Origin of the sequence: Streptomyces sp. NPDC056479 (genome assembly GCF_042795335.1) — a bacterium.
Lineage (GTDB): Bacteria > Actinomycetota > Actinomycetes > Streptomycetales > Streptomycetaceae > Streptomyces.
On record NZ_JBHTRZ010000002.1, the window covers coordinates 397,222 to 420,163 of the forward strand.

General features: G+C 72.3%; 24 protein-coding genes and 2 pseudogenes. 18 read left to right on the forward strand and 8 right to left on the reverse strand.

Going from position 1 to position 22,942, the window contains the following annotated elements; translation table 11 throughout:
* Window positions 1-97 precede the first annotated feature (97 nt).
* From ACFQ6S_RS08095 to ACFQ6S_RS08110, 4 genes are all read left to right on the forward strand, one after another.
* Window positions 98-787, forward strand: coding sequence for a GAF and ANTAR domain-containing protein (locus tag ACFQ6S_RS08095; RefSeq protein ID WP_383404979.1), 690 nt, complete (start codon window positions 98-100; stop codon window positions 785-787).
* Between the two features lie 310 nt (window positions 788-1,097).
* On the forward strand, window positions 1,098-2,741 hold the full coding sequence (gene abc-f, locus ACFQ6S_RS08100; protein ID WP_383404981.1) for a ribosomal protection-like ABC-F family protein: 1,644 nt from the start codon (window positions 1,098-1,100) through the stop codon (window positions 2,739-2,741).
* Window positions 2,742-2,873: 132 nt separating this feature from the next.
* Window positions 2,874-3,224 (forward strand): ArsR/SmtB family transcription factor, encoded by a 351-nt coding sequence (locus ACFQ6S_RS08105; protein WP_383404983.1) that lies wholly within the window; start codon window positions 2,874-2,876, stop codon window positions 3,222-3,224.
* 140 nt (window positions 3,225-3,364) lie between these two features.
* Window positions 3,365-4,372, forward strand: coding sequence for a zinc-dependent alcohol dehydrogenase family protein (locus ACFQ6S_RS08110; RefSeq protein WP_383404985.1), 1,008 nt, complete (start codon window positions 3,365-3,367; stop codon window positions 4,370-4,372).
* Between the two features lie 6 nt (window positions 4,373-4,378).
* Here the strand turns inward: ACFQ6S_RS08110 and ACFQ6S_RS08115 are convergent, their stop codons facing one another.
* Window positions 4,379-5,683: a LuxR C-terminal-related transcriptional regulator gene (locus ACFQ6S_RS08115; RefSeq protein ID WP_383404987.1), complete on the reverse strand. Its 1,305-nt coding sequence runs from the start codon at window positions 5,681-5,683 to the stop codon at window positions 4,379-4,381.
* A gap of 170 nt (window positions 5,684-5,853) precedes the next feature.
* Between ACFQ6S_RS08115 and ACFQ6S_RS08120 the strand changes: the two genes are divergently transcribed.
* The 6 genes from ACFQ6S_RS08120 to ACFQ6S_RS08145 all read left to right on the forward strand — a co-directional run bounded on the left by ACFQ6S_RS08120 (window position 5,854) and on the right by ACFQ6S_RS08145 (window position 12,012).
* Complete coding sequence (locus ACFQ6S_RS08120) at window positions 5,854-6,756, forward strand: NADP-dependent oxidoreductase (RefSeq protein WP_383404989.1); 903 nt, start codon at window positions 5,854-5,856, stop codon at window positions 6,754-6,756.
* 335 nt (window positions 6,757-7,091) lie between these two features.
* Complete coding sequence (locus ACFQ6S_RS08125; RefSeq protein WP_383404991.1) at window positions 7,092-8,435, forward strand: MFS transporter; 1,344 nt, start codon at window positions 7,092-7,094, stop codon at window positions 8,433-8,435.
* A 17-nt stretch (window positions 8,436-8,452) separates the two neighbouring features.
* Window positions 8,453-9,112: a response regulator transcription factor gene (locus ACFQ6S_RS08130; RefSeq protein WP_383406490.1), complete on the forward strand. Its 660-nt coding sequence runs from the start codon at window positions 8,453-8,455 to the stop codon at window positions 9,110-9,112.
* 8 nt (window positions 9,113-9,120) lie between these two features.
* Window positions 9,121-10,569 (forward strand): ATP-binding protein, encoded by a 1,449-nt coding sequence (locus ACFQ6S_RS08135; protein WP_383404993.1) that lies wholly within the window; start codon window positions 9,121-9,123, stop codon window positions 10,567-10,569.
* Window positions 10,566-11,558 carry a TAXI family TRAP transporter solute-binding subunit gene (locus tag ACFQ6S_RS08140; protein WP_383404994.1) on the forward strand — a complete coding sequence of 331 codons (993 nt, stop codon included), beginning with the start codon at window positions 10,566-10,568 and terminating at the stop codon, window positions 11,556-11,558. The genes ACFQ6S_RS08135 and ACFQ6S_RS08140 overlap by 4 nt, the downstream gene beginning before the upstream one ends.
* A gap of 58 nt (window positions 11,559-11,616) precedes the next feature.
* Entirely contained in the window at window positions 11,617-12,012 is a 396-nt protein-coding gene (locus ACFQ6S_RS08145; RefSeq protein ID WP_383404996.1) for a molybdopterin-binding protein, read from the forward strand.
* A gap of 25 nt (window positions 12,013-12,037) precedes the next feature.
* On the opposite strand, the pseudogene ACFQ6S_RS08150 reads toward ACFQ6S_RS08145, so the two are convergent.
* From ACFQ6S_RS08150 to ACFQ6S_RS08160, 3 genes and pseudogenes are all read right to left on the reverse strand, one after another.
* Window positions 12,038-12,343: pseudogene (locus ACFQ6S_RS08150) on the reverse strand (NAD(P)-dependent oxidoreductase); the annotation flags it as partial.
* A gap of 248 nt (window positions 12,344-12,591) precedes the next feature.
* Window positions 12,592-12,765: pseudogene (locus ACFQ6S_RS08155) on the reverse strand (LysR family transcriptional regulator); the annotation flags it as partial.
* A gap of 79 nt (window positions 12,766-12,844) precedes the next feature.
* Window positions 12,845-13,327: a molybdopterin-dependent oxidoreductase gene (locus ACFQ6S_RS08160; RefSeq protein WP_383404998.1), complete on the reverse strand. Its 483-nt coding sequence runs from the start codon at window positions 13,325-13,327 to the stop codon at window positions 12,845-12,847.
* A gap of 138 nt (window positions 13,328-13,465) precedes the next feature.
* Between ACFQ6S_RS08160 and ACFQ6S_RS08165 the strand changes: the two genes are divergently transcribed.
* From ACFQ6S_RS08165 to ACFQ6S_RS08185, 5 genes are all read left to right on the forward strand, one after another.
* Entirely contained in the window at window positions 13,466-13,924 is a 459-nt protein-coding gene (locus ACFQ6S_RS08165; RefSeq protein ID WP_383405000.1) for a molybdopterin-binding protein, read from the forward strand.
* Between the two features lie 57 nt (window positions 13,925-13,981).
* Complete coding sequence (gene modA / locus ACFQ6S_RS08170) at window positions 13,982-14,809, forward strand: molybdate ABC transporter substrate-binding protein (RefSeq protein ID WP_383405002.1); 828 nt, start codon at window positions 13,982-13,984, stop codon at window positions 14,807-14,809.
* An 8-nt stretch (window positions 14,810-14,817) separates the two neighbouring features.
* Window positions 14,818-15,684, forward strand: a complete 867-nt coding sequence (locus tag ACFQ6S_RS08175) for an ABC transporter permease (RefSeq protein WP_383406493.1) — start codon at window positions 14,818-14,820, stop codon at window positions 15,682-15,684.
* The gene (locus tag ACFQ6S_RS08180; protein ID WP_383405004.1) at window positions 15,681-16,766 is read left to right on the forward strand and encodes an ABC transporter ATP-binding protein; all 1,086 of its coding nucleotides are present in this window, start codon (window positions 15,681-15,683) and stop codon (window positions 16,764-16,766) included. The genes ACFQ6S_RS08175 and ACFQ6S_RS08180 overlap by 4 nt, the downstream gene beginning before the upstream one ends.
* Window positions 16,767-16,856: 90 nt before the next feature.
* Window positions 16,857-17,276, forward strand: coding sequence for a molybdopterin-binding protein (locus tag ACFQ6S_RS08185; protein ID WP_383405006.1), 420 nt, complete (start codon window positions 16,857-16,859; stop codon window positions 17,274-17,276).
* Between the two features lie 43 nt (window positions 17,277-17,319).
* Here the strand turns inward: ACFQ6S_RS08185 and ACFQ6S_RS08190 are convergent, their stop codons facing one another.
* Window positions 17,320-17,535: a tautomerase family protein gene (locus tag ACFQ6S_RS08190; protein ID WP_383405007.1), complete on the reverse strand. Its 216-nt coding sequence runs from the start codon at window positions 17,533-17,535 to the stop codon at window positions 17,320-17,322.
* Window positions 17,536-17,678: 143 nt separating this feature from the next.
* On the opposite strand from ACFQ6S_RS08190, the gene ACFQ6S_RS08195 reads away from it, so the two are divergent.
* Entirely contained in the window at window positions 17,679-18,557 is an 879-nt protein-coding gene (locus ACFQ6S_RS08195) for a helix-turn-helix domain-containing protein (protein ID WP_383405009.1), read from the forward strand.
* 51 nt (window positions 18,558-18,608) lie between these two features.
* Here ACFQ6S_RS08195 and ACFQ6S_RS08200 read toward each other — a convergent pair whose 3' ends face one another.
* Window positions 18,609-19,913, reverse strand: a complete 1,305-nt coding sequence (locus ACFQ6S_RS08200) for a helix-turn-helix domain-containing protein (protein ID WP_383405011.1) — start codon at window positions 19,911-19,913, stop codon at window positions 18,609-18,611.
* Window positions 19,914-20,126: 213 nt separating this feature from the next.
* Between ACFQ6S_RS08200 and ACFQ6S_RS08205 the strand changes: the two genes are divergently transcribed.
* Both ACFQ6S_RS08205 and ACFQ6S_RS08210 read left to right on the forward strand, forming a co-directional pair.
* Complete coding sequence (locus ACFQ6S_RS08205) at window positions 20,127-20,861, forward strand: DUF4232 domain-containing protein (RefSeq protein WP_383405013.1); 735 nt, start codon at window positions 20,127-20,129, stop codon at window positions 20,859-20,861.
* Window positions 20,862-20,950: 89 nt separating this feature from the next.
* Window positions 20,951-21,310 carry a VOC family protein gene (locus ACFQ6S_RS08210; protein WP_383405015.1) on the forward strand — a complete coding sequence of 120 codons (360 nt, stop codon included), beginning with the start codon at window positions 20,951-20,953 and terminating at the stop codon, window positions 21,308-21,310.
* A gap of 11 nt (window positions 21,311-21,321) precedes the next feature.
* On the opposite strand, the gene ACFQ6S_RS08215 is transcribed toward ACFQ6S_RS08210, so the two are convergent.
* Both ACFQ6S_RS08215 and ACFQ6S_RS08220 read right to left on the reverse strand, forming a co-directional pair.
* Entirely contained in the window at window positions 21,322-22,251 is a 930-nt protein-coding gene (locus tag ACFQ6S_RS08215; protein ID WP_383405016.1) for a carbohydrate kinase family protein, read from the reverse strand.
* Window positions 22,248-22,934, reverse strand: a complete 687-nt coding sequence (locus ACFQ6S_RS08220; protein WP_383405018.1) for a class II aldolase/adducin family protein — start codon at window positions 22,932-22,934, stop codon at window positions 22,248-22,250. The genes ACFQ6S_RS08215 and ACFQ6S_RS08220 overlap by 4 nt, the downstream gene beginning before the upstream one ends.
* Window positions 22,935-22,942 lie beyond the last annotated feature (8 nt).

Consider the following 22,942-nt stretch of genomic DNA (forward strand, 5'->3'; position numbering starts at 1 on the left):
GGTCGTCGCAAGGCGGTCGGACGAGAGCGCCGTGAGTCTCCCGTGCCATGCTGAGTGGAGGGCCCGACCGGGGCGCACCCAAGAGGTGGAGTAGGCGATGGACTGGTCTCGGTTCGCGCAGCAGATGGCGTCGATGGCCCGGGATCTTCTGGCCCAGGAGTCCGTGGACGCCACGCTGGAGCGGATCACCAGCTCCGCGATCGAGCTGGTGGAGGGCTGCGACGCGGCCGGGATTCTGGTGGTGCAGAGCAAGAAGGTCCAGACGCTCGCGCCCACGCAGGAGCTCGTCGTCGAAAGTGACCGGCTGCAGGAGCGGCTGGGTGAGGGCCCGTGCTTCGATGCCGCCCTGACCAGGCTGGGCGAGCGGGTGTTCCGTATCCCCGACTTCAACGTGGAGCAGCCGAAATGGCCCAAGTTCGCGCCCGCCGCCCATCGGCTCGGCGTGGGCAGCATGATGGGTTTCCTGCTGTACACGGAGGACGAGGATCTCGGCGCGCTGAACGTCTACTCCTACAAGCCCGGTGCCTTCACCGAGGCCAGCGAACTGGCCGGCTGGTTGCTGGCCTCGCACGCCGCGGTCGCCTTCTCCAGCGCCCGCGCTCACGCCCAGATGGAACACGCCGTCGCCACGCGCCACATGATCGGTGAGGCCATGGGCATCCTCATGGGCAGCCACCGCTTGACGGAGGAGCAGGCGTTCGACGTTCTGCGCCGCTACTCGCAGCAGAACAACGTAAAGCTGCGTGAGGTCGCCCGCCTGGTCTGCGAGCGGGGCGGCCTTTCCTGACCGCGGGTGACGGCGGCTCCCCCGGCTCACGGTCTGAACCAGAGGAGCCTGGCCGGGCCAGCCCCCATGGGTAACGCCGCTGAAACCCGGCTTTCCCACCAAGTCCCCAGCCCGCACTGTTTCACTCGGCCCGACGCCCGGCACTCTCGGCTCAGCTCGGCCAGTCGCGCGGCCGAATAAGCGGTGGAGACGAGACGGTTCGTTTTGTTATGGTGGGCGCATGGCCTTCTTCTACTTCCTCTGAGTCCGGGCACGGCCCACGTCGCCGTCACCGCCGCCCGTAGACCCTTCGCATCCCAGGGGAAGTCACATGCGCGAACGCGCCCATACCGCCATGCCCGCTGCCGTGGCGCAGCTGTCCGTCAAGGACGTCACCAAGAACTACGGCACCCGGACCGTCCTCGACCAGGTCTCCTTCACCGTCCGCCCGGGCGAGAAGGCCGCCGTCATCGGCGAGAACGGCTCCGGCAAGTCCACCCTGCTGCGGCTGCTCGCCGGGGCCGAGGCGCCGGACGCCGGGGAGTTCACCGTCGGCTTCCCCGGCGGCATCGGGCACCTCACGCAGACCCTCGACCTCGACCCGGACTGCACCGTGCGGGACGCCGTCGACCTCGCCCTCGCCGAGCTGCGCGACATGGAGCGGAGGTTGCGCGCGGCGGAGGAAGGCCTCGGTGAGGCGTCGGAGGACGAACTCGCCGCGTACGGTGAGCTGTTGATCGCGTACGAGGAACGCGGCGGATACGAGGCGGACGTACGCGTCGACGCCGCTGTGCGCGGCCTCGGGCTCGACGGCATCACCCGCGACCGGGTGCTCGGTTCACTGTCCGGCGGCGAGCAGTCGCGGCTGGCGCTGGCCTGCGTGCTGGCCGCCGCCCCCGAGCTGCTGCTTCTCGACGAACCGACGAACCATCTCGACGCGGCGGCCGTGCACTGGCTCCAGGAGCACCTGCGAGCACACCGCGGCACGGTCGTCGTGGTCACCCATGACCGTGGCTTCCTGGAGCGCGTCGCCACCACGATCCTGGAGGTGGACCGGGACGCACGCACGGTGCACCGCTTCGGCGACGGCTGGGCCGGTTACCGCGCCGCGAAGGCCTCCGCCCGGCGACGTGCGGAGCAGGAACACCGTGAGTGGCTGGAGGAAGTGGCGCGGATCGAGGAGCTGCTCGACGCCGCCGGGAGGCGGCTGGCCGGCACCGGCAAGGATCCCCGGCAGGGCTTCGGCAAGCACCGGCGCTCGCACGAGGCGAAGCTCGGCGGGCAGGTGCGCGCGGCCCGCGAGCGGCTGGCCCTACTGCGGCGGAACCCGGTGTCGGCGCCGCCGGAACCGCTGCGGTTCACGGCGGCACTGTCGCCGGGCGACGGGCACTCTCCGGACCGCCCGCTCGCCGAGCTCGACGGCGTGGTGGTCGGCGAGCGGTTGCGTTTGGACGGGCCACTGACCGTCGCACCCGGTCAGCGGCTGCTGGTCACCGGCGAGAACGGGGCGGGCAAGACGACGCTGCTGCGCGTCCTGGCCGGCGAACTGGAGCCGGACCAGGGCACGGTACGGCGCCCCGCCCGGATCGGATACCTCGCACAGGAGCTGCCCGCCCGCTCCACGCGGCTTCCGCTGCTCGCCGCCTTCGCGGCCGGGCGGCCGGGACTGCCGGACGAGTACGCCGAGCGGCTGCTGGCGCTGGGCCTGTTCCGCGAGGAGGACCTGCACGTCCCGGTCGCGGCGCTGTCCGCGGGCCAGCAGCGGCGGCTCCAGCTCGCCCGTCTCGTGACCCGGCCCGCGGACCTCCTCGTACTCGACGAGCCGACGAACCATCTCGCGCTCGACCTCGTCGAGGACCTGGAGGCGGCGCTGGCGGCCTACCCCGGAGCGGTGGTGGCGGTCTCGCACGACCGCGGCTTCCGTGAGCAGTTTCCGGGAGAGCGGCTGGAGTTGTGCGCCGGACGCAGGTGCTGACGCTGCCGGGGCGCGACACTTCGCGCCCCGCCGGGAGGGCCTTGGAGCCGGATCCCGATTTCGACGGCGGTCGTACTATGGCCTCACCGCATCGATACCGTCCAAAGATCGACACCACCTGAAGGAGTCACCGTGGCCCGCCCCCGCACCGCCGCCCGGACAGTGGAGCATCCCAACCTGTCGGAGGTCTCGCTCCAGCAGGTCCTGGACGCGCTGGTCGATCCGGTCCGGCGCACGGTGGTGTTCCAACTCGCCCGGGCGGATGCGGACATGAGCTGCGGCTCCTTCGAGGCGCCGGTGTCGCTGTCGACGCTCACCCATCACTTCAACGTGCTGCGCGAGGCCGGGGTGATCCGGCAGTACTACAAGGGCACGGCGAAGCTGAACACGCTGCGCACGGAGGAGATGGAGGAGCGGTTCCCCGGCCTGCTCTCGGCCGTGGTGGACGCGGCCACGGCGGAGGAGACGGCGAGCACGACCTGAGTCGGCAAGGGCGTTTCGAGGGTGCCTATTTCGATGCCGCTCAAAATTTGACGGTCATCGAACCTTGGGGCAGGGTTGAGCCTGCGCACCGAGCCGATTCGGTGCGCCTCACCGAACCCTGCTCCAAGGACGGAAGCGCCATGGCAACCCTCGTACAGTTCGACCGGACCGGCGGCCCCGAGGTCCTGACCCTCCGCGACGTCGAAGTCGGCGCCCCGGGCGCCGGAGAGGTACGGATCCGCGTCGACGCGATCGGCCTGAACCGGGCCGAGATCATGTACCGCGCGGGCGCCTACTTCTACGAGCCGGTCTTCCCCTCCACGCTCGGCTACGAGGCAGCGGGCGTCGTCGAAGCGGTCGGCGAGGGCGTGGACGGTCTCGCCGAGGGGGACCCGGTCGCGGTCGTGCCGGCGTTCCTCCAGACCGACTACGGCACCTACGGCGACCACGTGATCGTCCCGGCCTCCGCGGTCGTGCCCCGCCCCGCGAACATCGACCCCGTCCGGGCGGCCGCCGTCTGGATGGCCTACGTCACCGCCTACGGCCCGCTCGCCGAGAGCGGTCATGTGGGGCCGGGCGACCACGTCCTGATCACCGCGGCCTCCAGCAGCGTCGGACTGGCCGCCATCCAGATCGCCCGGCACATCGGTGCCGTCCCGATCGCGACCACACGGGGCGCCGGCAAGAAGCAGCGCCTCCTGGACGCCGGCGCGGCTCATGTCGTCGTCACCGACGAGGAGGACCTGCCCGCCCGCGTCAAGGAGATCACCGGCGGCGAAGGCGTCCGCCTGGCCTTCGACCCGATCGCCGGGCCGGGCGTCGAGACCATCGCCCAGGGCATCGCTCCCGGCGGGTTCCTCGTGGTCTACGGCGCGCTCGACCCGCGCCCCACCCCGCTGCCCAACGCTCAGTCATACCCGGCGCTGACCAGCAGCACGTACACCCTCTTCGAGATCACCACGAACCCCGAGCGGCTGCGCCGCGCGGTCGCGTTCGTGAACGCGGGGCTCGCCTCGGGGTCCTTCACCCCGGTCGTCGACCGCACCTTCGACCTCGCGGACATCACCGAGGCCCACCGTTATATGGCGGCGGGCGACCAGGTCGGCAAGATCGTCGTCACGGTGCGGCACGCGGACGGCGCGGCGTAACCGGGTTCAGGAGGACGCCGCTCCCCACTCGTGGGCCAGGGCGGCGGCCTCACCGCGGGAGCTGACGCCGAGCTTCTCGAGGATGTTCGCGACATGGAACTTCACCGTGGACTCGCTGATGTGCAGGTCCTGCGCGATGTCCCGGTTGCGGCGGCCCCGCGCGAGGTGACGCAGCACCTCCAGCTCCCGTTCGCCCAGCGCGGTAAGCGGGTCCTCGCGCGGGGTCTGCGGCGGGGCCAGCGGCACCCGGACCGTCACCGTCGTGCCCCAGCCGGGCACCGCGTCGAGGTCGACGTGCCCGCCCAGTGCCGACAGACGCTCGCCGACGCGGCGCCGGTCCAGCGCGGCGCGGGAGAGGATGCCCGGCCCGTCGTCCCGTACGGTGGCGCGCAGTTCGTCGGCGTCGGCCTTCCAGGCGATGTGGACCCGCCGCACGGTCTGCTCCTCGCCGGCCTCGCCCGGCACGGGCCCTCGCCCCTGGTCGTCCAGGGCGGCATGGACGACAGCGCGGACCACGGCCTGGGCGGTGTTGGACACATCGGCGGGCAGCACCCGGTCCGCGCCCTCCTCCGCGCCGGGGGTACCCAGGTCCAGGCGTACGCCCCGGGCGCGCAGCGACGGACGCAGCGAGTCCGCGAGGCGGGCGAACGCGTGGTCCGTCCGCTCCTCCACCAGGGCCTGGTCCCGCTCGCCCTGGCTGCGCAGGTCGATCAGCGCCACGGAGGCCAGGTCGATGGCGCGGGACCGGGCCGTCGCGTCGTCGAGGTCCCTGCGGCGCAGGACCTCGAGCAGGGCCGTGAGCGAGGCTCCGTGCGCGTCGCCGAGCTCGGCGATGGCCGCCGCGCGGGCCGCGGCCGCCGCCCGTGCCGGGCCCAGCGTGCCCGGGACCGCCTCCATGCCCATGCGTTCGCGGTGCGCGGTCACCAGATCCCACATCGCCTGCGCGAAGGCGAGCCGGTTGGCCGGGACGGGAGTGTCCTCGGTGCGGATGAGCACCAGCCAGGCGCCTCGTTCGGTGACGTCGCTGGCGAGTACCAGTACGGGCACCTCGGCGCCCGCCATCCGGCCCCGCCCCTGCCAGGTGCCCCGGACCGGCACGTGTTCCCGCAGCGCCGCCACGTCGGCGGTGGTGATGACGGATCCCGAGCGGCCCGGCGAGGCGCCGTGGGTCTTGAAGGGCGAGAACGAGCAGTTGCTCGCCAGCTCGGCCGCCCCCATGTGCGGGATGACCTCGGCGAGCACGGCGGAGAGCCGCGGCAGCGTCTCGCTCAGCGGTGCGCGGATCACGTCGACTGCTCCGGAGAGGTCCATGCACACCACCGTAACCAGCCACTTCCCCGGCCGGCCTGTCCCTTCGGCCAGCCCGGACCGGCCGAAAGGACAGCGGGGTGGAAGGAGGTGCCGACCAACCATGGAGCCGTTGCCACGGTCCTCCGCTCAGCGACGGGCCGCACATTTACCGATCATGAGGAGTGCGTGACATGAAGGCGATCGTCTATGAGGAGTACGGCAGCCCGGACGTGCTGCGGTTCGCCGAGTTCGAGGAGCCGCACGCGGGTCCCGGCCAGGTGCGGATCCGGGTGAGGGCGGCGGCGGTCAACCCCGTCGACCACAAGATCCGGGGCGGTTGGGTGCCCTTCCTGGGCCCCTCCTCCTTCCCCGCGGTCCCCGGTATCGAGGCCGCCGGAGTCGTCGACGAGGTCGGCGAGGGCGTGACCGGGGTCTCGGTGGGGGACGACGTCCTCGGCTGGACGGAGACCGGCGCCTACGCGCCGTACGCCCTGCTGAACAGTTTCGCCGCCAAGCCCGCCGGGCTGGACTGGGAGACGGCCGCCGCGCTGCCCGTGGCCAGTGAGACGGCGAGCGAGGTGCTGGACCTGCTCGGTCTCGCGGAGGGCGAGACGTTGCTGTTGCACGGTGCCGCGGGTGCGGTCGGTTCGCTCGCCGTGCAGTTGGCCGTGGCGCGGGGCGTGACCGTCGTCGGCACCGCGTCGCCCGGCAACCACGACCACCTGCGTGCGCTCGGCGCGCTGCCCGTCGCCTACGGCGAGGGTCTTGCCGACCAGGTCCGGGCGGTGGCACCGCAGGGCGTGGACGCGGTGTTCGACGCGGCCGGTTCGGGCGATCTGCCGGTCCTGATCGAGCTGCGCGGGACCACCGACCGCATCGTCACCATCGCCGACCCGCAGGCCGCGGAGCACGGTGTCACCTTCCACGCCGGCGGCACACACCCCGCGGGCACCCTCGCCGAGCACGCCCGCCTGGCGGCCGAGGGCCGACTGCGGATCCGCGTCGCCGAGAGCCGCCCTCTCGCGGACGCCGTACAGGTCCACGAGCGCAGCGAAGCGGGACATGTTCCGGGCAAGCTGATCCTCGTGCCCTAGGCCCCTGCCGTTCGGATCAGCCCGGCTGCGAGGATCGGTTCCTCCTGGCCGAGCCGAGCGGGGCCTGGTGCGTGCCAGGCCCCGCGTCGCCGGGATGATCCGAACGACAGGGCCCAGTCGTCGACGGGCCACGCGAGACGGCCTCTCGCCCAGCCATCGTGCGTTGTTCGATCCGGCGCAGGGCGGGACAGTCTCGGCGGTCCGGAACTCTCGCAGCTCGCGACACCTCCGCCCCATCGTCCTAAGGGACTGTTAGGACTTGGTTCGCGATCTTGAACGGCCCTGTCGTGCGGTCGACTCTGTGTGCTCCCAGGCCGCAGACAAGGGAGTTCTCGATGGCCACACAGACCACGGCCGCAGGCGCGCGGGACTCGCGCCACGGCGAGCGCAGAGTCGTCAGCAACATCCTGCGCGGATCGATCGGCAACCTGATCGAGTGGTACGACTGGTACGCGTACACGGCGTTCAGCGTGTACTTCGCCGCCGCGTTCTTTCCGTCCGGCGACCAGACCGCCCAACTGCTGAACACCGCCGCCGTGTTCGCCGTCGGCTTCCTGATGCGGCCGATCGGCGGCTGGGTGCTGGGGCGGTACGCCGACCGCCGGGGGCGGCGCGCCGCACTGACGCTGTCGGTGACGCTGATGGCGGCCGGTTCCCTGATCGTGGCGCTGACCCCGTCGTACGACGCGATCGGTGTCGTCGCGCCGGTGCTGCTGGTGGCGGCTCGGTTGCTGCAAGGTCTGTCGGTCGGCGGGGAGTACTCGACGTCGGCCACCTACATGTCGGAGGTGGCCTCGCCCGGCCGGCGCGGCTATTACTCCAGCTTCCAGTACGTCACGCTCATCGCCGGCCAGCTGACGGCGCTCGGGCTGCAGATCATCCTCCAGCAGGCGCTCAGCGGGACGCAGATGGAGGCGTGGGGCTGGCGGATCGCGTTCGTCGTCGGTGCCGCCGGGGCCATCGTCGTGCTGTGGCTGCGGCGCGGCATGGACGAGTCGGAGAGCTTCGAGCGGGCGGCCGCCGAGAGCGAGGAGAAGCAGGACGGTGAGCCGGCGCGCGGCAGCCTGCGGATGCTGCTGTCCTACCCCCGGCAGTGCCTGGTCGTCGTCGGACTGACCATGGGCGGCACGCTGTTCTTCTACACGTACACCACCTACCTGCAGAAGTTCATGGTCAACACCAGCGGCATCGCCAAGCCGACGGCGGCCTGGATCAACTTCTTCGCGCTGCTGGTGTTCGTGCTGCTCCAGCCGATCATGGGGCTGCTCTCCGACCGGGTCGGGCGGCGTCCGATGCTGATCGCGTTCGGCGTGCTGGGCGCCGTGGTCGTGGTGCCGTCGCTCACCCTCCTTTCGCACACCAGCGATCCGGTGTACGCGTTCCTGCTCATGGTCGGCCCGCTGGCGGTCAGCTCCCTGTACACCTCGATCAGCGCGGTGGTGAAGGCGGAGCTGTTCCCTACGTCGATCCGGGCGCTGGGCGTCGGGCTGCCGTACGCGCTGACCGTGGCCGTGTTCGGCGGGACCGCCGAGTACGTCGCCCTGTGGTTCAAGGACGCCGGTCACGAGAGCTGGTACTTCTACTACGTCACCGCCTGTGTCCTGATCTCGCTGCTCGTCTACATTCGGATGCGCGAGACGTCGGACGGATCGCCGCTGGAGAGCGAGGCCAAGGACTGACCGGGAGGGTGGCGAGCGTGCACGTACTGCTGGCCGAGGACGACGACGGGGTCGCCGGTGCGCTGACCGAGGTCCTGTACGAGCACGGTCATCTGCCCACCCGGGTGCGGCGCGGCGAGGAGGTCCTCGCCCGCCACCGCCAGGCCGATGTGCTGCTGCTCGACCTGGGCCTGCCCGACCTCGACGGCCTCGAGGTGCTGCGCAAGCTGCGTGCGGTGAGCCGTCTTCCGGTGGTGGTGCTCACCGCGCGGGGCGACGAGCGGTCGGTGGTGCGGGGCCTGCGGCTCGGCGCCGACGACTACCTGGTCAAACCGGTACGGCTGGCCGAGCTACTGGCCCGTATCGAGGCCGTCACCCGCCGCGCCGCCACCCCGGCCGCGCCGGCGACGCGCACGGTGCGCGCGGGTGACGTCGAAGTCGATCTCGACGCCCGCCGGGTGACGGTGGGCGGTGCCGATGTGCGGCTGACCACCAAGGAGTTCGCGGTGCTGGCCGCGCTGGCGGCCCGTGCCGGTACGGCCGTCAGTCGCCAGCAGCTGATGGACGAGGTGTGGGGCGATGCCTATCTGGCGGTGTCCCGCTCGCTCGACGTGCATCTCACCCAGCTGCGGGCCAAGCTCGGACGCCCGGAGGTGCTGACGACCATCCGCGGTTTCGGCTACCGGTTCGGCGGCTGACCCGGGCCATGCGTACTCGGGTGCTGACCGTCGTCCTGGCCTTCGCGGTGCTCGCGGTGGCCGGTTTCGCCGTGCCCCTGCTCGGCGTCACCGCCACCCAGCGCACCGAGCAGCTCGTCGCGGCCCGCACCGGTGACCTCGACCGCTTCGCCGGGCTGGCCGGGCAGGCCGCGGAGAGGGGTGACACCGGCGTGCTGACCGCCGAGGTGAGCCGGTACTCCGAGCTGTACGGCGAGGCGGTCGTGGTCGTCGACCCCCGGCGCGCCCCGGTCGTGCAGAGCGGCGGCATGCGCGCCGCGGACCCGGCCGTCGCCAGGCTGATCGACGCGGCGCTGCGCAACCAGCGCGTGGCACCCGGGGGCACCCTGCGCCCCTGGTCGCGCGGCACCGCACTGCTCGCCCGCCCGGTGGGCACCGGCACCCGGGTGTCCGGCGCCGTGGTGCTGCGGGCCTCGGTGCGGGCCGCCGCCGACGACATCGCGCTGCGCTGGGCGCTGGTCCTGGCCGGGGCGGGCCTGTTCGCGGTGGCCTGCGTGCTGCTCGCCCGCGCCGCCACACGGTGGGTCGTACGCCCCCTGCATCACCTGGACCGGGCGGTCGGCACGCTGGCGGCCGGGTTGCCGGCCGAGCACGCGCGGGCCGGCGGGCCGCCCGAACTGCGGCAGCTGGCCACGGGCTTCAACCGGATGGCCGACGCGGTGACCACCGCGCTGGAACAGCAGCGCCGTCTGGTGGCCGACACCTCCCACCAGCTGCGCAACCCGCTCGCCGCGCTGCGCCTGCGCATCGACTCCCTCCAGCTCCGCCTGCCCGACTCCGCCACTCGCACCTACACAGGCGTCACGGCCGAACTCGAACGCATGGAGCTCCTTCTCGACGACCTGCTCGCCCTCGCGAACGCCGAGCACCGCGCCGGAGAGCTGGCCGTGACGGACGCGCCGGAAGCGTGCTGCGACGCGACGACGGTCGCCGTCGCCCAGGCACAGCTGTGGCACCCGGTGGCCGAACAGGCCGGAGTCCGCCTCGACTCCGTGCCCGGTCCCCGCGTCCCCATGGCCTGCTCGGAGGCCGAACTGGCCCAGGTCGCCGACATCCTGCTCGACAACGCGATCAAGTACGCGGGGCGCGGCGCCCGCGTCGCCACTCGCTGCTTCACCGACGGCCCGGACGCGGTGTTCGAGGTACGGGACGACGGTCCGGGCCTCGTCACGGCCGAACTCCGCCAGGCGGGCACCCGCTTCTGGCGTTCGGAGCGCCACCGGGACGTACGCGGCAGCGGACTCGGTCTGGCGATCGCCGAGCAGTTGGCGGCCGGCCGGGGCGGGCGCGTCGAGTTCGCGTCGGCGCGGCCGCACGGCCTGCGGGTCCAGGTCATACTCCCGCGCGCCGGAGACGAGGCACCCTCGGCGAAGGACCGCACACCACGACCACCCTCGTCGAAGGGCCGTACGCCATGACCGGCCCGGCTCGCCGCACCGCCCTGCGCGCGGCCCTCGCGGCGGCGTGCACCGGAGTGCTCGCGGCCGCCGGGACGGCCGACGCACGGCACGCGGACCGAGGCCCGCAGGGCAGGCTGCGGATCGCGACCGGCGAGTCCGGCAACTTCTACGCCGCCTTCGGGCGACTGCTCGCCGACCAGGTGCGGGCGGCCTACCCCCGGCTGTCCTGCGAGGTGATCAACAGCGAGGCCAGCGTCGCCAACATACGGCTGCTGCAGACGGGCCGGGCCGAGGTGGCGCTGGCCCTGGCCGACATCGCGTGGGCCGCGCACGCGGGCTCGGCACCGTTCGGCCGCCCGGTGCCGCTGCGGGCGATCGGCCGGGTCTACGAGAACTACCTTCAACTGGCCGTGCGCGCCGACACACCGATCCACACCGTCGCCGACCTGGCGGGGCGCACCGTTTCGCTGGGCGCGCCCGCATCCGGCGGTGCCGTGCTCGGCGACCGCCTGCTGAGCGCCGCGGGCCTGACCCCGGGCACCGACGTCCTCGTCCGCCACCTGTTGCTGCCGCGGGCGGCCCGGGCGATGCGGGACGGGACGATCGACGCCCTCCTGGTGTCGGGCGGCATTCCGCTGCCGACGCTCTCCGCCCTCGACACCCGGCGCGGCATCCGCCTGCTGCCCCTGGCCGACCTGCTCCCCCGTCTGCGCGCCGGTACGGATCGCTACGGATCGGGTCTCGAGGCGGTGACGGTGCCGGCGGGCACATACCGGGGCACACCCGAAGTGACCACCATCGGCGTGGCCAACCTCCTGCTGTGCCGCCCCGACCTGCCGTCCCCCGTCGCCGCGGCCCTCACCGACGTTCTGGTGCGCCGCGCCACCCATCTCGTCCCGACGACGTCCCTGGGCACGCAGTTCCTCGACGCCCGAAGCCTGATCTCGACGGGCGCCGTGCCGCTGCATCCCGGGGCGGTGGTGGCGTATCGGGAGCTGCACGGCTAGCCGAACGAGGCAGGCCTGGTGTGCTTCCCGCCCCCACGCCTGACCTATCTTGGCCTGCATGCAGGCATACACGATCGGCCAGGCCGCACGGCTGCTCGGCGTGAGCCCGGACACCGCGCGGCGGTGGGCGGACGCGGGGCGGGTGGCGACCCACCGGGACGAGGGCGGCAGGCGGCTCATCGACGGGAAGGACCTGGCCGCCTTCTCGGTCGAGCTGGCCAAGGGCGGCAGCGGCGAGGAGGACGCCTCCTACACCTCGGTGCGCAACGCCTTTCCCGGCATCGTCACCGCGATCAAGCTGGGTGACGTGGCGGCGCAGGTGGAGATCCAGGCCGGGCCGCACCGGCTGGTGTCGCTGCTGACCCGGGAGGCCGTGGAGGAGTTGGGACTGGAAGTGGGGATGGAGGCCACCGCCCGGGTGAAGTCGACGAACGTGCACATCGACCGCGTGTGAGCGCGGCGGGCGGTGGTCCCCACGGTCACCGGCTGACCGAGTAGGAAAGGGCGCCGGTTCCGGCGAGAGCACCCCCGTCCACGATCAGGTACTCGTCACGGATCGGGCGGCCCGCGAACCAGGACTCCAGGATCTCGCGGGTGCCTGCGGCGTAGCGGGCCTGCGCGGAGAGGGAGGAGCCCGAGATGTGCGGGGTCATGCCGTGGTGCGGCATGGTGCGCCAGGGGTGGTCGGCGGGGGCGGGCTGCGGGTACCAGACGTCGCCCGCGTAGCCCGCCAACCGGCCGCTGCGCAGGGCGCGGTCGACCGCGTCGCGATCGACGATCTTCGCCCCAGTTCGAACTCCGCCAGGCCGTGCGTGATCTGCGCCGAGGACAGCGACTCCAGGGCCACCGCGGCGCGCGGATGGCGCTCGCAGAAAGGGGTGGTCGGGAGGGAGGCGACCGGCAGCGCCGTGGGTACGACACCCAGCCGCAGGGTGCCGGTCAGACCTCCGCGCAGCGCCGACAGCTCCTGTCGCAGCGCGTCCTGCTCGGCGAGGATGCGGTGCGCCCACGCCAGGACCAACTCGCCCTCCGGGGTGAGCCCCTCGTACCGGCGCCCCCGCCGCACGATCGGCACGTCGAGTTCGCGTTCGAGCCGCCGTATCGCGGCGGACAGCGACGGCTGGGAGACGTAACAGGCGGCGGCCGCGCGGGCGAAGTGCCGCTCCCGGGCGAGCGCGACGAGGTACTCCAGCTGGCGCAGCAGCATGCGCGGCCCCCTAGCGCCTCGGTGTGCCCAGGTACAGCATCGGCCAGGAGGCGGTCGGCGAATTGGCGCTCGCGGTCGGTCAGCTCCAGGCGCTGTACCCGCCGTCCACCTGAATCGCCTCGATACCGCTGATGTACCGGGCGCCGCACCGGTCCTGGGGCAGGACGAGCTGAGGGCCGGCGCGGTCGAGGGGTGTGCCGTCGAGGGTGACCGCCAGCAGGACCGGGGCACGGCCGAAGTCCGGGTCGATCTCCGCCCAGGAGAGCAGGGCGCGGTGGCCGTCGGCGCCGCGCACGGCGATCAGGAAACGCAGGCGGTCCTTGCGGCGGGCGGGGTCGAAGGCGGGGCCGGCGTCCATGAGGACGTCGTGCAGGAGCGGGCCGGTGAAGCGGTGGCGTTGGATGCCGCTGGTCGCGCACTCGAAGGCGACCTCGGCGCGGTGCTGAGCCCAGCCGAGAAGGTCGGCCACCGTCAGCCGGGCCGGGCGGTCCAGGTCTCCGGCGAGGATGAGTTCCGCCGCCGCTCCGGCGGTCGTACGGGCAGCTGCGAGGGACTGACTCACGGGCTACCACCTCCCGGATGACCGTACCCGAACACCACTCCCGTACAAACGCACATGCCAGGCCAGTGGATGAAGGATCCGGCTCATGCGATGCGACAGGAGACTTTCGCCTCGCACTTGCGGCATTATCATCGACGCATGCACACCTACCGGATCGGTGACGCTGCCGCATTACTCGGAGTCAGCGCCGACACCGTGAGGCGACTCGTGGACGGCGGGAAACTCACCGCCGAACGCGACGGGCTGGGCCACCGCATCATCCCCGGCCCGGCCCTGGCGTCCTACGCCCGGCGGCTGCACCGGGCCGAACGGGAGTCCACCGGCTCCTCGGCCCGCAACCGGCTCTCCGGCATCGTCACCGAGGTGACCCTCGGGGATGTGTCGGCCCAGGTGGAGATCCAGGCCGGGCCGTTCCGGGTGGTGGCGATGGTCAGCCGCGAGTCGGCTGAGGAGCTCGGGTTGGAGCCCGGCGTTCCGGCCACCGCCGTGATCAAGTCGACCAACGTGGTCGTCGAAAGACCGCAGGACATCGAAGGGCCGTGGACGCCGCGAGACCGCGGGCGTCGACGGACCGTGAACAAGGTCGCAAGACCGTAGCAGGGTCCGTACCGGACCAGAGTGCGTCCGTTCAGGACCAGAGGGAGTGGACCCGTGATGACCCGTTCCGTGCGCAGGAGCCGCCGGATGCTGAAGGTGACCGGCGCAGGCGCCGCCGCCCTGCTGGCCCTGAGCGCCTGCTCGTCCTCCGAGTCGGACTCCGCCACGAACTCGGACTCCTCCGCGTCGGCCTCCGCCGCGGACAAGCTGTCCGGCGAGGTGATCGTCTTCGGGGCGGCCTCGCTCAAGGAGAGCTTCACGAAGCTCGGCAAGAAGTTCGAGAAGGAGCACCCGGGCACGAAGGTGACCTTCAGCTTCGGCGGCAGCGACGCCCTCGCCGCGAGCATCACGGGCGGCGCGCCCGCCGACGTGTTCGCCTCGGCCAGCCCCAAGACAATGAAGATCGTCACGGATGCCGGGGACGCTACGGGCACGCCCGCGACCTTCGTTCGCAACCAGCTGGAGATCGCGACCCTGCCGGGCAACCCGGACAAGATCGCTTCGCTCAAGGACCTCACCAAGTCCGGCCTCAAGGTGGTGCTGTGCGACAAGACGGTGCCGTGCGGTGCCGCCGCCCAGAAGGCCCTCGACGCGAGCAAGCTGAAGCTCACGCCGGTCTCCTACGAGGAGGATGTCAAATCCGCCCTCATCAAGGTGGTGTTGAAGGAGGCCGACGCGGCGGTCGTCTACAAGACCGATGTGAAGGCGGCGGGTGACAAGGTGGAGGGCGTGGAGTTCCCCGAGTCGGCCGACGCCATCAACGACTACCCGATCACCCTGCTCAAGGAGTCGCAGAACACCGACGCGGCCAAGGCGTTCATCGCGCTGGTGCAGTCGCCCGAGGGCCAGAAGGTCCTGACCGAGTCCGGGTTCCTGAAGCCGTGAACTCCGCCATGGACAAGGCCGGCGCCGCGGACACCCTGACGGGTGGCCCGCGGCGCCGCCGCGTCCGCGGGGACTCCCGCAGAGCTCTTCGAGGGCGCGGGGGTGCCCCGTTGCCGCTGCTCCTGCCCGCACTGATCGGCCTGGCCTTCCTGGTTCTCCCGCTCGTCGCCCTGCTGATCCGTGCCCCCTGGCGCAGCATGCCCGACCTGCTGACCAGTTCCGAGGTGTGGCAGGCGCTCCAGCTGTCCCTGGTCTCCGCGACGGCGGCGACCGCGGTGAGCCTGGTGATCGGCGTGCCGCTGGCCTGGCTGCTGGCCCGGGTCGAGTTCCCCGGGCGGGGGATCGTCCGGGCCCTGGTCACCCTGCCGCTCGTCCTGCCGCCGGTCGTCGGCGGCGTGGCGCTGCTGATGGCGCTGGGCCGCAACGGCGTGGTGGGGCGCTGGCTGGACGACTGGTTCGGGGTCACGCTGCCGTTCACGACGGCGGGTGTGGTGGTGGCTGAGGCGTTCGTCGCGATGCCGTTCCTGGTCATCAGCGTGGAGGGCACCCTGCGGGCCGCCGACCCGCGCTACGAGGAGGCCGCCACGACCCTGGGCGCCTCGCGCTTCACGGCGTTCCGCCGGGTCACCCTGCCGCTCATCGCCCCTGGCATCGCCGCCGGCGCCGTGCTCGCCTGGGCGCGGGCGCTCGGCGAGTTCGGCGCGACGATCACCTTCGCCGGCAACTTCCCGGGCCGTACCCAGACCATGCCGCTCGCCGTCTACCTCGCCCTCCAGAACGACCCGGAAGCGGCGATCGCCCTCAGCCTCGTGCTGCTCGCCGTGTCGGTCGCGGTGCTGGCCGGGTTGCGTGACCGATGGATGACCGCCTCATGACCGACCTCGAGAAGATCACCACCGATGCCCCCGCCCCGACGGGTACGGGGCTCGACGCCCGCCTGGTGGTGGAGCGCGGCTCCTTCCGCCTCGACGTGACACTGCACGCGGCGCCCGGCGACGTCGTGGCGCTGCTCGGCCCGAACGGCGCGGGCAAGACGACCGCGCTGCGGGCACTCGCCGGTCTCGTTCCCCTGTCCGGCGGTCATCTCCGACTGGACGGCGCGGAGTTGGATCGTACGCGCCCAGAGACCCGCCCCGTCGGCGTCGTCTTCCAGGACTACCTGCTCTTCCCCCACCTCAGCGCGCTGGACAACGTGGCCTTCGGGCCTCGCTGTCACGGCGCCACCAAGGCGGAGGCCCGCGCCCAGGCCGCCGTATGGCTGGAGCGCATGGGGCTCGCCGACCACTCCGCAAGCAAGCCGCGCAAGCTCTCCGGCGGCCAGGCCCAGCGCGTGGCCCTCGCCCGCGCCCTGGCCACCCACCCGCGCCTGCTGCTCCTCGACGAACCGCTCGCCGCCCTCGACGCCCGCACCCGCCTCGATGTGCGCGCCCAGCTCCGCCACCATCTGGCCGACTTCGAGGCGGTCGCCGTGCTCGTCACCCATGACCCGCTGGACGCCATGGTGCTGGCCGACCGGCTGGTCGTCGTCGAGGACGGCCACGTCGTCCAGGAGGGCACACCGGCCGACATCGCCCGCCATCCGCGCACCGACTACATCGCGCACCTGGTCGGCCTGAACCTCTACCGGGGCGAGGCGCAGGGGCACACGGTGCGCATCGACGGCGGCCCCGCGATCACGACCACCGAGGTCCTCACCGGCCCGGTCTTCGTCGCGTTCCCGCCCGGCGCGGTCACCCTGCACCGCGATCGCCCCACCGGCTCCAGCGCCCGCAACCTGTGGCGCTGCGAGGTGGCCGGCCTGGAGACCCACGGCGACCAGATCCGCGCCGACCTCACCGGCGAACTGCCCCTGGCCGCCGACCTCACGACCATCGCCGCGGCCGAGCTCGACCTGCGCCCCGGAGCCACGGTCTGGGCGACGGTCAAGGCGGCCCAGACACACGCGTACCCCGCCTGAGTTCCCGCGGGGCAGGACTCCGCCCGATTACGGTGGGTCCCACAGCACCCCTGATGGGGGCAAAACTCACCATCTGCGAGGCGTACGACCATGAGCCTGAGCATCCGCAACCAGATCCCCGGCACCGTCACCTCCGTCACCCCGGGAGAGGCCATGGCGACGGTCAGGGTCCACCTCGACGGCGGCCAGGACGTCACCGCCGCCATCACGCTCGACGGGGTCAACGACCTGGGCCTCGCGGAGGGTTCCGCCGTGCGCGCCCTGATCAAGGCCACCGAGGTCTCGCTGGCCACCGGCCCCGTGGAGGGCCTGTCCATCCGCAACCGGCTGCCCGGCACCGTGCGCGAGGTCGCGACGGGCGCCGCCATGGCCTCGGTGCGGGTCTCGGTCGACGGCGGCGAAGTGACCGCCGCGATCACCAAGGACGCGGTGGCCGATCTCGCCCTGGCCGCGGGTTCCGCCGTCACCGTCCTGTTCAAGGCCACCGAGGTCTCGCTCGCGACCGCGTGAGCCACCGGGTGCGGCGTCTCAGGGGTGACGCCTCCCCGGCCGGTCAACTGCCCGGCGCCTGCTGAAGCTTGGCGAGGGTCAGGACGTCACCGCCGATGCCCCAGCCGCCGTCGGGGACCTCCTCGACGAGCACCAGGGTGGTGGCCCGGGCGCGCTCGCCGTAGATGTCGACGTACAGCTCCGTGGCGGTGGTGACGATCTGGGTCATCTGCTCGGTGGTCAGGGTCCCGGCGGGGACCTTGAAGTTCGCGAACGGCACGGATGTGCTCCTTCGGCTCGGGTTCGGGATACGGCGCTTGCGGGCTCAACCCTCGTCCGATGCCACGCCCCCGACCAGGGCTGCGCTCACCCTGGGGTTGCCGTCCCCTGGGTGAGCGGGGCGGTCGGAGGCAGGATGGGCCTGTGGACCTTCCCGAACTCGCCGCGTTCCTCAAGTCCCGGCGCGCCCGCGTCCGGCCCCGCGATGTCGGCCTGCCGGCCGGGCCCCGGCGCCGTGTGCCCGGTCTCCGCCGTGAGGAGGTGGCGCAGCTGGCCGGGTTGTCCGCGGACTACTACACGGAGCTGGAGCGCGGCCGTGGCGCCCAGCCCTCCGACCAGACGCTGGCCGCCCTGGCCCGTGCGCTGCGGCTGACCAGGGACGAACGCGACCATCTCTTCCACCTCGCGGACCGCCGCGTACCCCCGGCCGCGCACGGTCCCGCCGCCCACGTCGAGCCCGGCCTGCTCAGCCTCCTCGACCGGCTCACGACGACACCCGCCATGGTCATCACCGCGCTGCACGAGACCTTGGCGCAGAACCCGTTGGCCGTCGCCCTGCTCGGCGCGCACGCGGTGGGCGGCGGCCCCGCGGCGGGCGGTGCCACGACAGGGTTCCTCTACCGCTGGTTCACCGATCCCGCCTCGCGCTCCATCTATCCGCCCGAGGACCACCCCCACCATTCCGTCGTGTTCGTCTCCGACCTGCGGGCGGTGACCGCCCGGCGCGGCCGGGACGCCGACGTCGCCCGGCTGGTGGCCCGGCTGCGGCACTCCAGTGAGGAGTTCGCGGCGCTGTGGGACACCCGTGACGTGGCCGTGCGCCGGGCGGACCACAAGCGGATCGTCCACCCCACGCTCGGCGTCATCGAGGTGGACTGCCACAGCCTGTTGAGCGAGGACGGCCATCAGCGGCTGCTGTGGTTCACCGCGCCGCCGGGCACGGAGGGCGCGGCCCGTCTGGAACTGCTCGCCGTCGTCGGGAGCCAGGACATGACGACGGCGGGCGAGGGGCGGTCCGTCTGAGGGGCGGGGAGACGGCAAGGTCGGCACGGACCGCCCGCCGGGGGCCCAACGTCATCCGCCGATCGACTTCAGCCACTTCTGGCCGCCGAGTGGGAACTCGTACGCCGGACGCCCGTTGTTGCCACTCGTGCGGAACGGCTTGCCGTCGTCGTCGACGACCAGCGTGCCCTGCCGGTCACCGCTGGACCAGGCGAGCTCCAGATACCAGGTCACGTCGTACGCCGACGCGTCGGCCGTGATCTTGAAGACCTCCGGATCCGACTCGCTCACCTTGAACGGGAAGGTCCGCTGCCCGGCTCCGGCAACGACGGTCGGCCGTGCCCCGTCGAGCGCCACGGTGAAGGGCCGGGTCGGCACACTTCCCCCACACCCAACGCCCATCACATAGTCGTTCCACGCCAGGGGCGTGTCCTTGCCGACCACCCGGACCTTCAGGCTGTCGACGACCACCGTCTCGTGCCCCGTGCCCTGAACGGTCAGCGTCACCAACTGTTCCCCGGCCGACACGGCCTTGTACGCCCCGACCCAGCCCGGCGCGTCCTGCTCCACCGGGGGCGGGCCGACCCCCGTCGCCGGCCGGTCGATCAGATAGTGCTGGGAGCACGGGTGTTCCCAGCCGTAGGGACGGGTGTTGACGGTGAGCGGAGGCTTGGCGTCCGGCTTGTCGGCGCTGCCTGCTCCGGTCCCGGCACCGCCCTCGCTCTTCTTCGGAGTCGGTGACGGGGAGGGGGACGGGGAGTTCGTCCCGCCCTTCGTGGGGGACGCCGAGGCCTTCGGCTCGTCCTTCGTCGGCTGAGCGGAAGCGTCCTTCGGGGCGGCGGCACCGATGGGGCTGCCCCGGCCGTCGTCCCCCTGCTTCCCGTCCGACGGCAGGCCGACGGCCAACGCGACGGCGCCGAGCACGACCGCCGCACCGACACCCGCCAGGACGGCGGTACGACTGCGGAGGCGGCGCGGATGTACGGCGGGGGTCGGCGGTAGGGAACCCGGGCTGTCGGCGGGAGCGGGCACGGGCTCCGCGGCATCGGCAGGAACGGACTCGGCCTCCGGGGCGTCCGGCACGACGGTGGTGCCCTCCCCCGCCCCCTTCCTCCCCCGCAACGCATCCGCCAGCACCCACCGCCGATGCAGCTCCATCAGCTCGTCCGGCGAGGCCTTGCACAGCCGGGCCAGTCGCTCGACGGGCGCGTAGTCGGTGGGGACGGCATCCCCGTTGCAGTACCGGTGCAGCGTCGACGTACTCATGTGCAGTCGTTTGCCGAGGACTCCGTAGCTGAGCCCCGAGCGGTCCTTCAACTGCCGCAGAAACGCCGCGAAATCGGTGCTCCCCGCGGCCGCCGCAGTGCCTTCCGACACCGTTCCTCCCTCCCCCGTGTCCCGTTCCCCCGTTCCAGGGGACGGGCGTTTCTCCAGGTCAGACCCAGTCCAGCCGTTCCAGCGTCCCTGATCGCCCGCAAGGCGTGGCGGCTGGGACGGGAACCGGATCAAGCTCTGGTCATCCAAGCACGCCGCTCCCTCGACGGGTCGAGCGGATGCACTCATCTCCTTTGCACGGACAAGGATTCAGCCATGCGTACGTTCCGCCACACCCGCCTGCTCGCCGCCTCCGGCGCCGCCCTCACCGCCCTCGCCCTCACCGCCTGCGACAGCGGTTCCGGCACCCGTGACGAGGGCGCCGCGCAGTCCGGGTCGCCGAGCACGAGCGCGTCGAAGCCGGCCCAGGACCAGGCGTCGCAGCAGACCGGACAGGGCACCGGATCGGGGCAGGGCACCGGGTCAACGCAGTCGTCGGACCAGAACGCCGCGCCGGGCAAGTCGGCGCAGAGCAACACCGGCGGCAGCGCCGGCAAGGGTGCGAAGGACGACGACGCCCAAACGGATCTGACCATGTGCAACGGGTCCAACACCAGGACCACGGCCCAGCCGGTCTCCCGCCCGCTCAACCACATGCTGCTCACCGTGACCAACACCGGCTCGAAGCGGTGCGCGCTGATGTACTACCCGGTGCTCCGCTTCGACGAGATGCAGTGGGTGCCGCAGGCGATCGAGGACACCCAGCCGCAGGCCGTGACGATGCTGGAGCCGGGCGCCTCCGGTTACGCGGGCGTCCTGCTCAGCGCGGCCGACGGCAGCGGCACGGGCGGAAACACCGGCCACAGGCTTGCGGTCGGCTTCCAGGGCCGCACCCCGAACAGCGACGGCGGCCCGGCGGCCACGCCCTCCCTGCCGGCCAAGGGCGTCCACTACGACAGCGCGCTGAGCGTCACCTACTGGCAGACGGACATGGAGGACGCCCTCAACTGACCCACGTCGGCCTTCGCGGCGGTCCGCTCGGCGGGCGGGGGAACGCAGTAACGTCGGGAAGCGGCAGGCAGGCTCGGAAGGGAGTCACGATGGAACCCACCGGCATCACCGCCAACCTCTACGTCCCGGACATCGCGGCCGCACGCGAGTTCTACATGGGCTACCTCGGCCTGCGCGACGAGGCCATGAACCTGGGCTGGGTCGCCCGCTATCAGTCACCTGACGGGCGGGCGCAGATCCAGCTCGTGACGCGCGACGCCTCCGCGCCGGAGCCGGCCGCCGTCTCGGTCCGCGTCGGCGCGGGGGTCGACCCGGCGTACGCCGAGGCGCTGCGGCGCGGGTACGAGATCGTGCACCCGCTCACCGATGAACCGTGGGGTCTGCGCCGCTTCCTCGTCCGCGCGCCCGACGGCAACGTCCTCAACATCGTCAGCCACCGGGACGACTGAAGGGGGCGCAATCAGGCGCGCGGCTTGTTCGTCGCCGCGAACGCGTCCGCGCCCGCGAGGTCGAAGTCCCCGTGATCACTTCCGAGCCCCTGCGCCACCAGTGCGGCCGCGGCGCAGCCGAGGACGGCGGAGTCGTACGGGCTGCGGCCCAGCCCGATGCCACGTACGAAGCCGGCCGAGAAGGCGTCGCCGCAACCGGTCGTGTCGACGACGTCGATCGCGAAGGCGGGGACCTTCTCGGTGCCGTCCGGGGTCACCAGCAGGGCGCCGTCACCGCCCCGCGTGACCGCCACCAGGCCCGTCCCGGCGGCGAGCAGCTTGTGCGCGCCCGCGACCAGGTCCGGCTCGCCGGTGAATCCGAGGACCTGGTCCTCGTTGGGCAGCATGTGGTCGATGTACGGCAGCGCCGATTCGATCTGTTCGAAGCTGCCCAGCACACCGGGGGCGAGCAGGTCCACCGAGGTGGCCGCGCCGTGCTCCTTGGCGTACGACAGGATCCGCGTGGCGGTGTCGACGCCGATCAGCTCGGGGCCGCCGAGGTGGAGGTGGTCCGCGTCGGCGATCGCGTCCCAGGGCACGTCGTCGGGGCCGTAGGTGATGTTGGCGCCGAGGAGGTGGAGCGAGGGGCGGTCGCCGTTGGGGCGGATGGGCAGGACGCTCGCGGAGGTCGGGGTGTCCGTGCGGCGGACGAGGTGGGTGGTGTCGATGCCGGCCGCGCCCAGCAGCTGGACCAGCATGTCCCCGGTGGGGTCGGACCCGATGGCCCCGGCGCTGTGCACCGAGGCTCCGAGCTTGGCGAGGGTGAGCGCGGTGCCGCCGGCCGTCCCGGCGGCGGTCATCCTGATGTCCTCGACCAAGGTCGCGCCCTGGCCCTCGGGTATGGCCTCCACCGGCCGCACCAGTACGTCCAGCACGTGCACGCCCAGCGTGACGACCTTCATCGGTTTCCCTCCTGCACGGGTGGTACGGGGTGGGTGGTGCCGTAGTTCCGGGTGAGCGCGGCCTCGATGACGGCGAGTTGCTGGTGTTCGTCGAGAACCCGGGGCGTGCCGAGGGCCGCCGCGTGCTGGTACACACCACACGCCCACTCCAGCAGCAGCGCGTGTTCGACGGCCTTGCTCAGTGTCGGGGCGTGGGTGAGTGCGCCATGGCTGGCCATCAGTGCGGCGCCACGGCCTTCCAGCGCCGTCAGGACGGACTCGGCGAGCTCGGGTGTGCCGAAAGTGGCATACGGCGCCACGCGCACCGAGCCGCCCAGAGCCAGCAACTGGTAGTGGATGCAGGGCAGTTCATCGAGAACGCAGGACAGCGCGGTGGCCATCGGCGCGTGGGTGTGGACGACCGCGCCCGCGCCGTAGCGGTGGTAGACGCCGAGATGCAGGTCCAGTTCGGAGGTGGGCCGGTACGTCCCCGCCACGACCTTGCTGTCGAGATCGACCACGGTCACCTGGTCCGGCGAGAGCTCGGCCAGTACCGCGCCGGTGGCCGTGATCGCGACACGGTCCTCCACCCGCACGCTGACGTTCCCCGCCGTACCGATGAGCAGCCCCTCGGCCCCCAGTCGACGGCACGCCTCGGCCACTGCGGCACGCTCCTGACCCAGCGCCGAGCTTGAGCCTGTCATGTGCGCGA

What these genes read in the sequence shown, in the direction of transcription:
- ACFQ6S_RS08220 (WP_383405018.1), bottom strand. Translation starts at nt 22,934, where the DNA reads ATGACAGGCTCAAGCTCGGCGCTGGGTCAGGAGCGTGCCGCAGTGGCC.
- ACFQ6S_RS08120 (WP_383404989.1), top strand. Translation starts at nt 5,854, where the DNA reads ATGAAGGCGATCGTCTATGAGGAGTACGGCAGCCCGGACGTGCTGCGG.
- ACFQ6S_RS08110 (WP_383404985.1), top strand. Translation starts at nt 3,365, where the DNA reads ATGGCAACCCTCGTACAGTTCGACCGGACCGGCGGCCCCGAGGTCCTG.
- abc-f (WP_383404981.1), top strand. Translation starts at nt 1,098, where the DNA reads ATGCGCGAACGCGCCCATACCGCCATGCCCGCTGCCGTGGCGCAGCTG.
- ACFQ6S_RS08210 (WP_383405015.1), top strand. Translation starts at nt 20,951, where the DNA reads ATGGAACCCACCGGCATCACCGCCAACCTCTACGTCCCGGACATCGCG.
- ACFQ6S_RS08135 (WP_383404993.1), top strand. Translation starts at nt 9,121, where the DNA reads ATGCGTACTCGGGTGCTGACCGTCGTCCTGGCCTTCGCGGTGCTCGCG.
- ACFQ6S_RS08185 (WP_383405006.1), top strand. Translation starts at nt 16,857, where the DNA reads ATGAGCCTGAGCATCCGCAACCAGATCCCCGGCACCGTCACCTCCGTC.
- ACFQ6S_RS08175 (WP_383406493.1), top strand. Translation starts at nt 14,818, where the DNA reads ATGGACAAGGCCGGCGCCGCGGACACCCTGACGGGTGGCCCGCGGCGC.
- ACFQ6S_RS08205 (WP_383405013.1), top strand. Translation starts at nt 20,127, where the DNA reads ATGCGTACGTTCCGCCACACCCGCCTGCTCGCCGCCTCCGGCGCCGCC.
- ACFQ6S_RS08215 (WP_383405016.1), bottom strand. Translation starts at nt 22,251, where the DNA reads ATGAAGGTCGTCACGCTGGGCGTGCACGTGCTGGACGTACTGGTGCGG.
- ACFQ6S_RS08095 (WP_383404979.1), top strand. Translation starts at nt 98, where the DNA reads ATGGACTGGTCTCGGTTCGCGCAGCAGATGGCGTCGATGGCCCGGGAT.
- ACFQ6S_RS08140 (WP_383404994.1), top strand. Translation starts at nt 10,566, where the DNA reads ATGACCGGCCCGGCTCGCCGCACCGCCCTGCGCGCGGCCCTCGCGGCG.
- ACFQ6S_RS08165 (WP_383405000.1), top strand. Translation starts at nt 13,466, where the DNA reads ATGCACACCTACCGGATCGGTGACGCTGCCGCATTACTCGGAGTCAGC.
- modA (WP_383405002.1), top strand. Translation starts at nt 13,982, where the DNA reads ATGACCCGTTCCGTGCGCAGGAGCCGCCGGATGCTGAAGGTGACCGGC.
- ACFQ6S_RS08180 (WP_383405004.1), top strand. Translation starts at nt 15,681, where the DNA reads ATGACCGACCTCGAGAAGATCACCACCGATGCCCCCGCCCCGACGGGT.
- ACFQ6S_RS08125 (WP_383404991.1), top strand. Translation starts at nt 7,092, where the DNA reads ATGGCCACACAGACCACGGCCGCAGGCGCGCGGGACTCGCGCCACGGC.
- ACFQ6S_RS08115 (WP_383404987.1), bottom strand. Translation starts at nt 5,683, where the DNA reads ATGGACCTCTCCGGAGCAGTCGACGTGATCCGCGCACCGCTGAGCGAG.
- ACFQ6S_RS08145 (WP_383404996.1), top strand. Translation starts at nt 11,617, where the DNA reads ATGCAGGCATACACGATCGGCCAGGCCGCACGGCTGCTCGGCGTGAGC.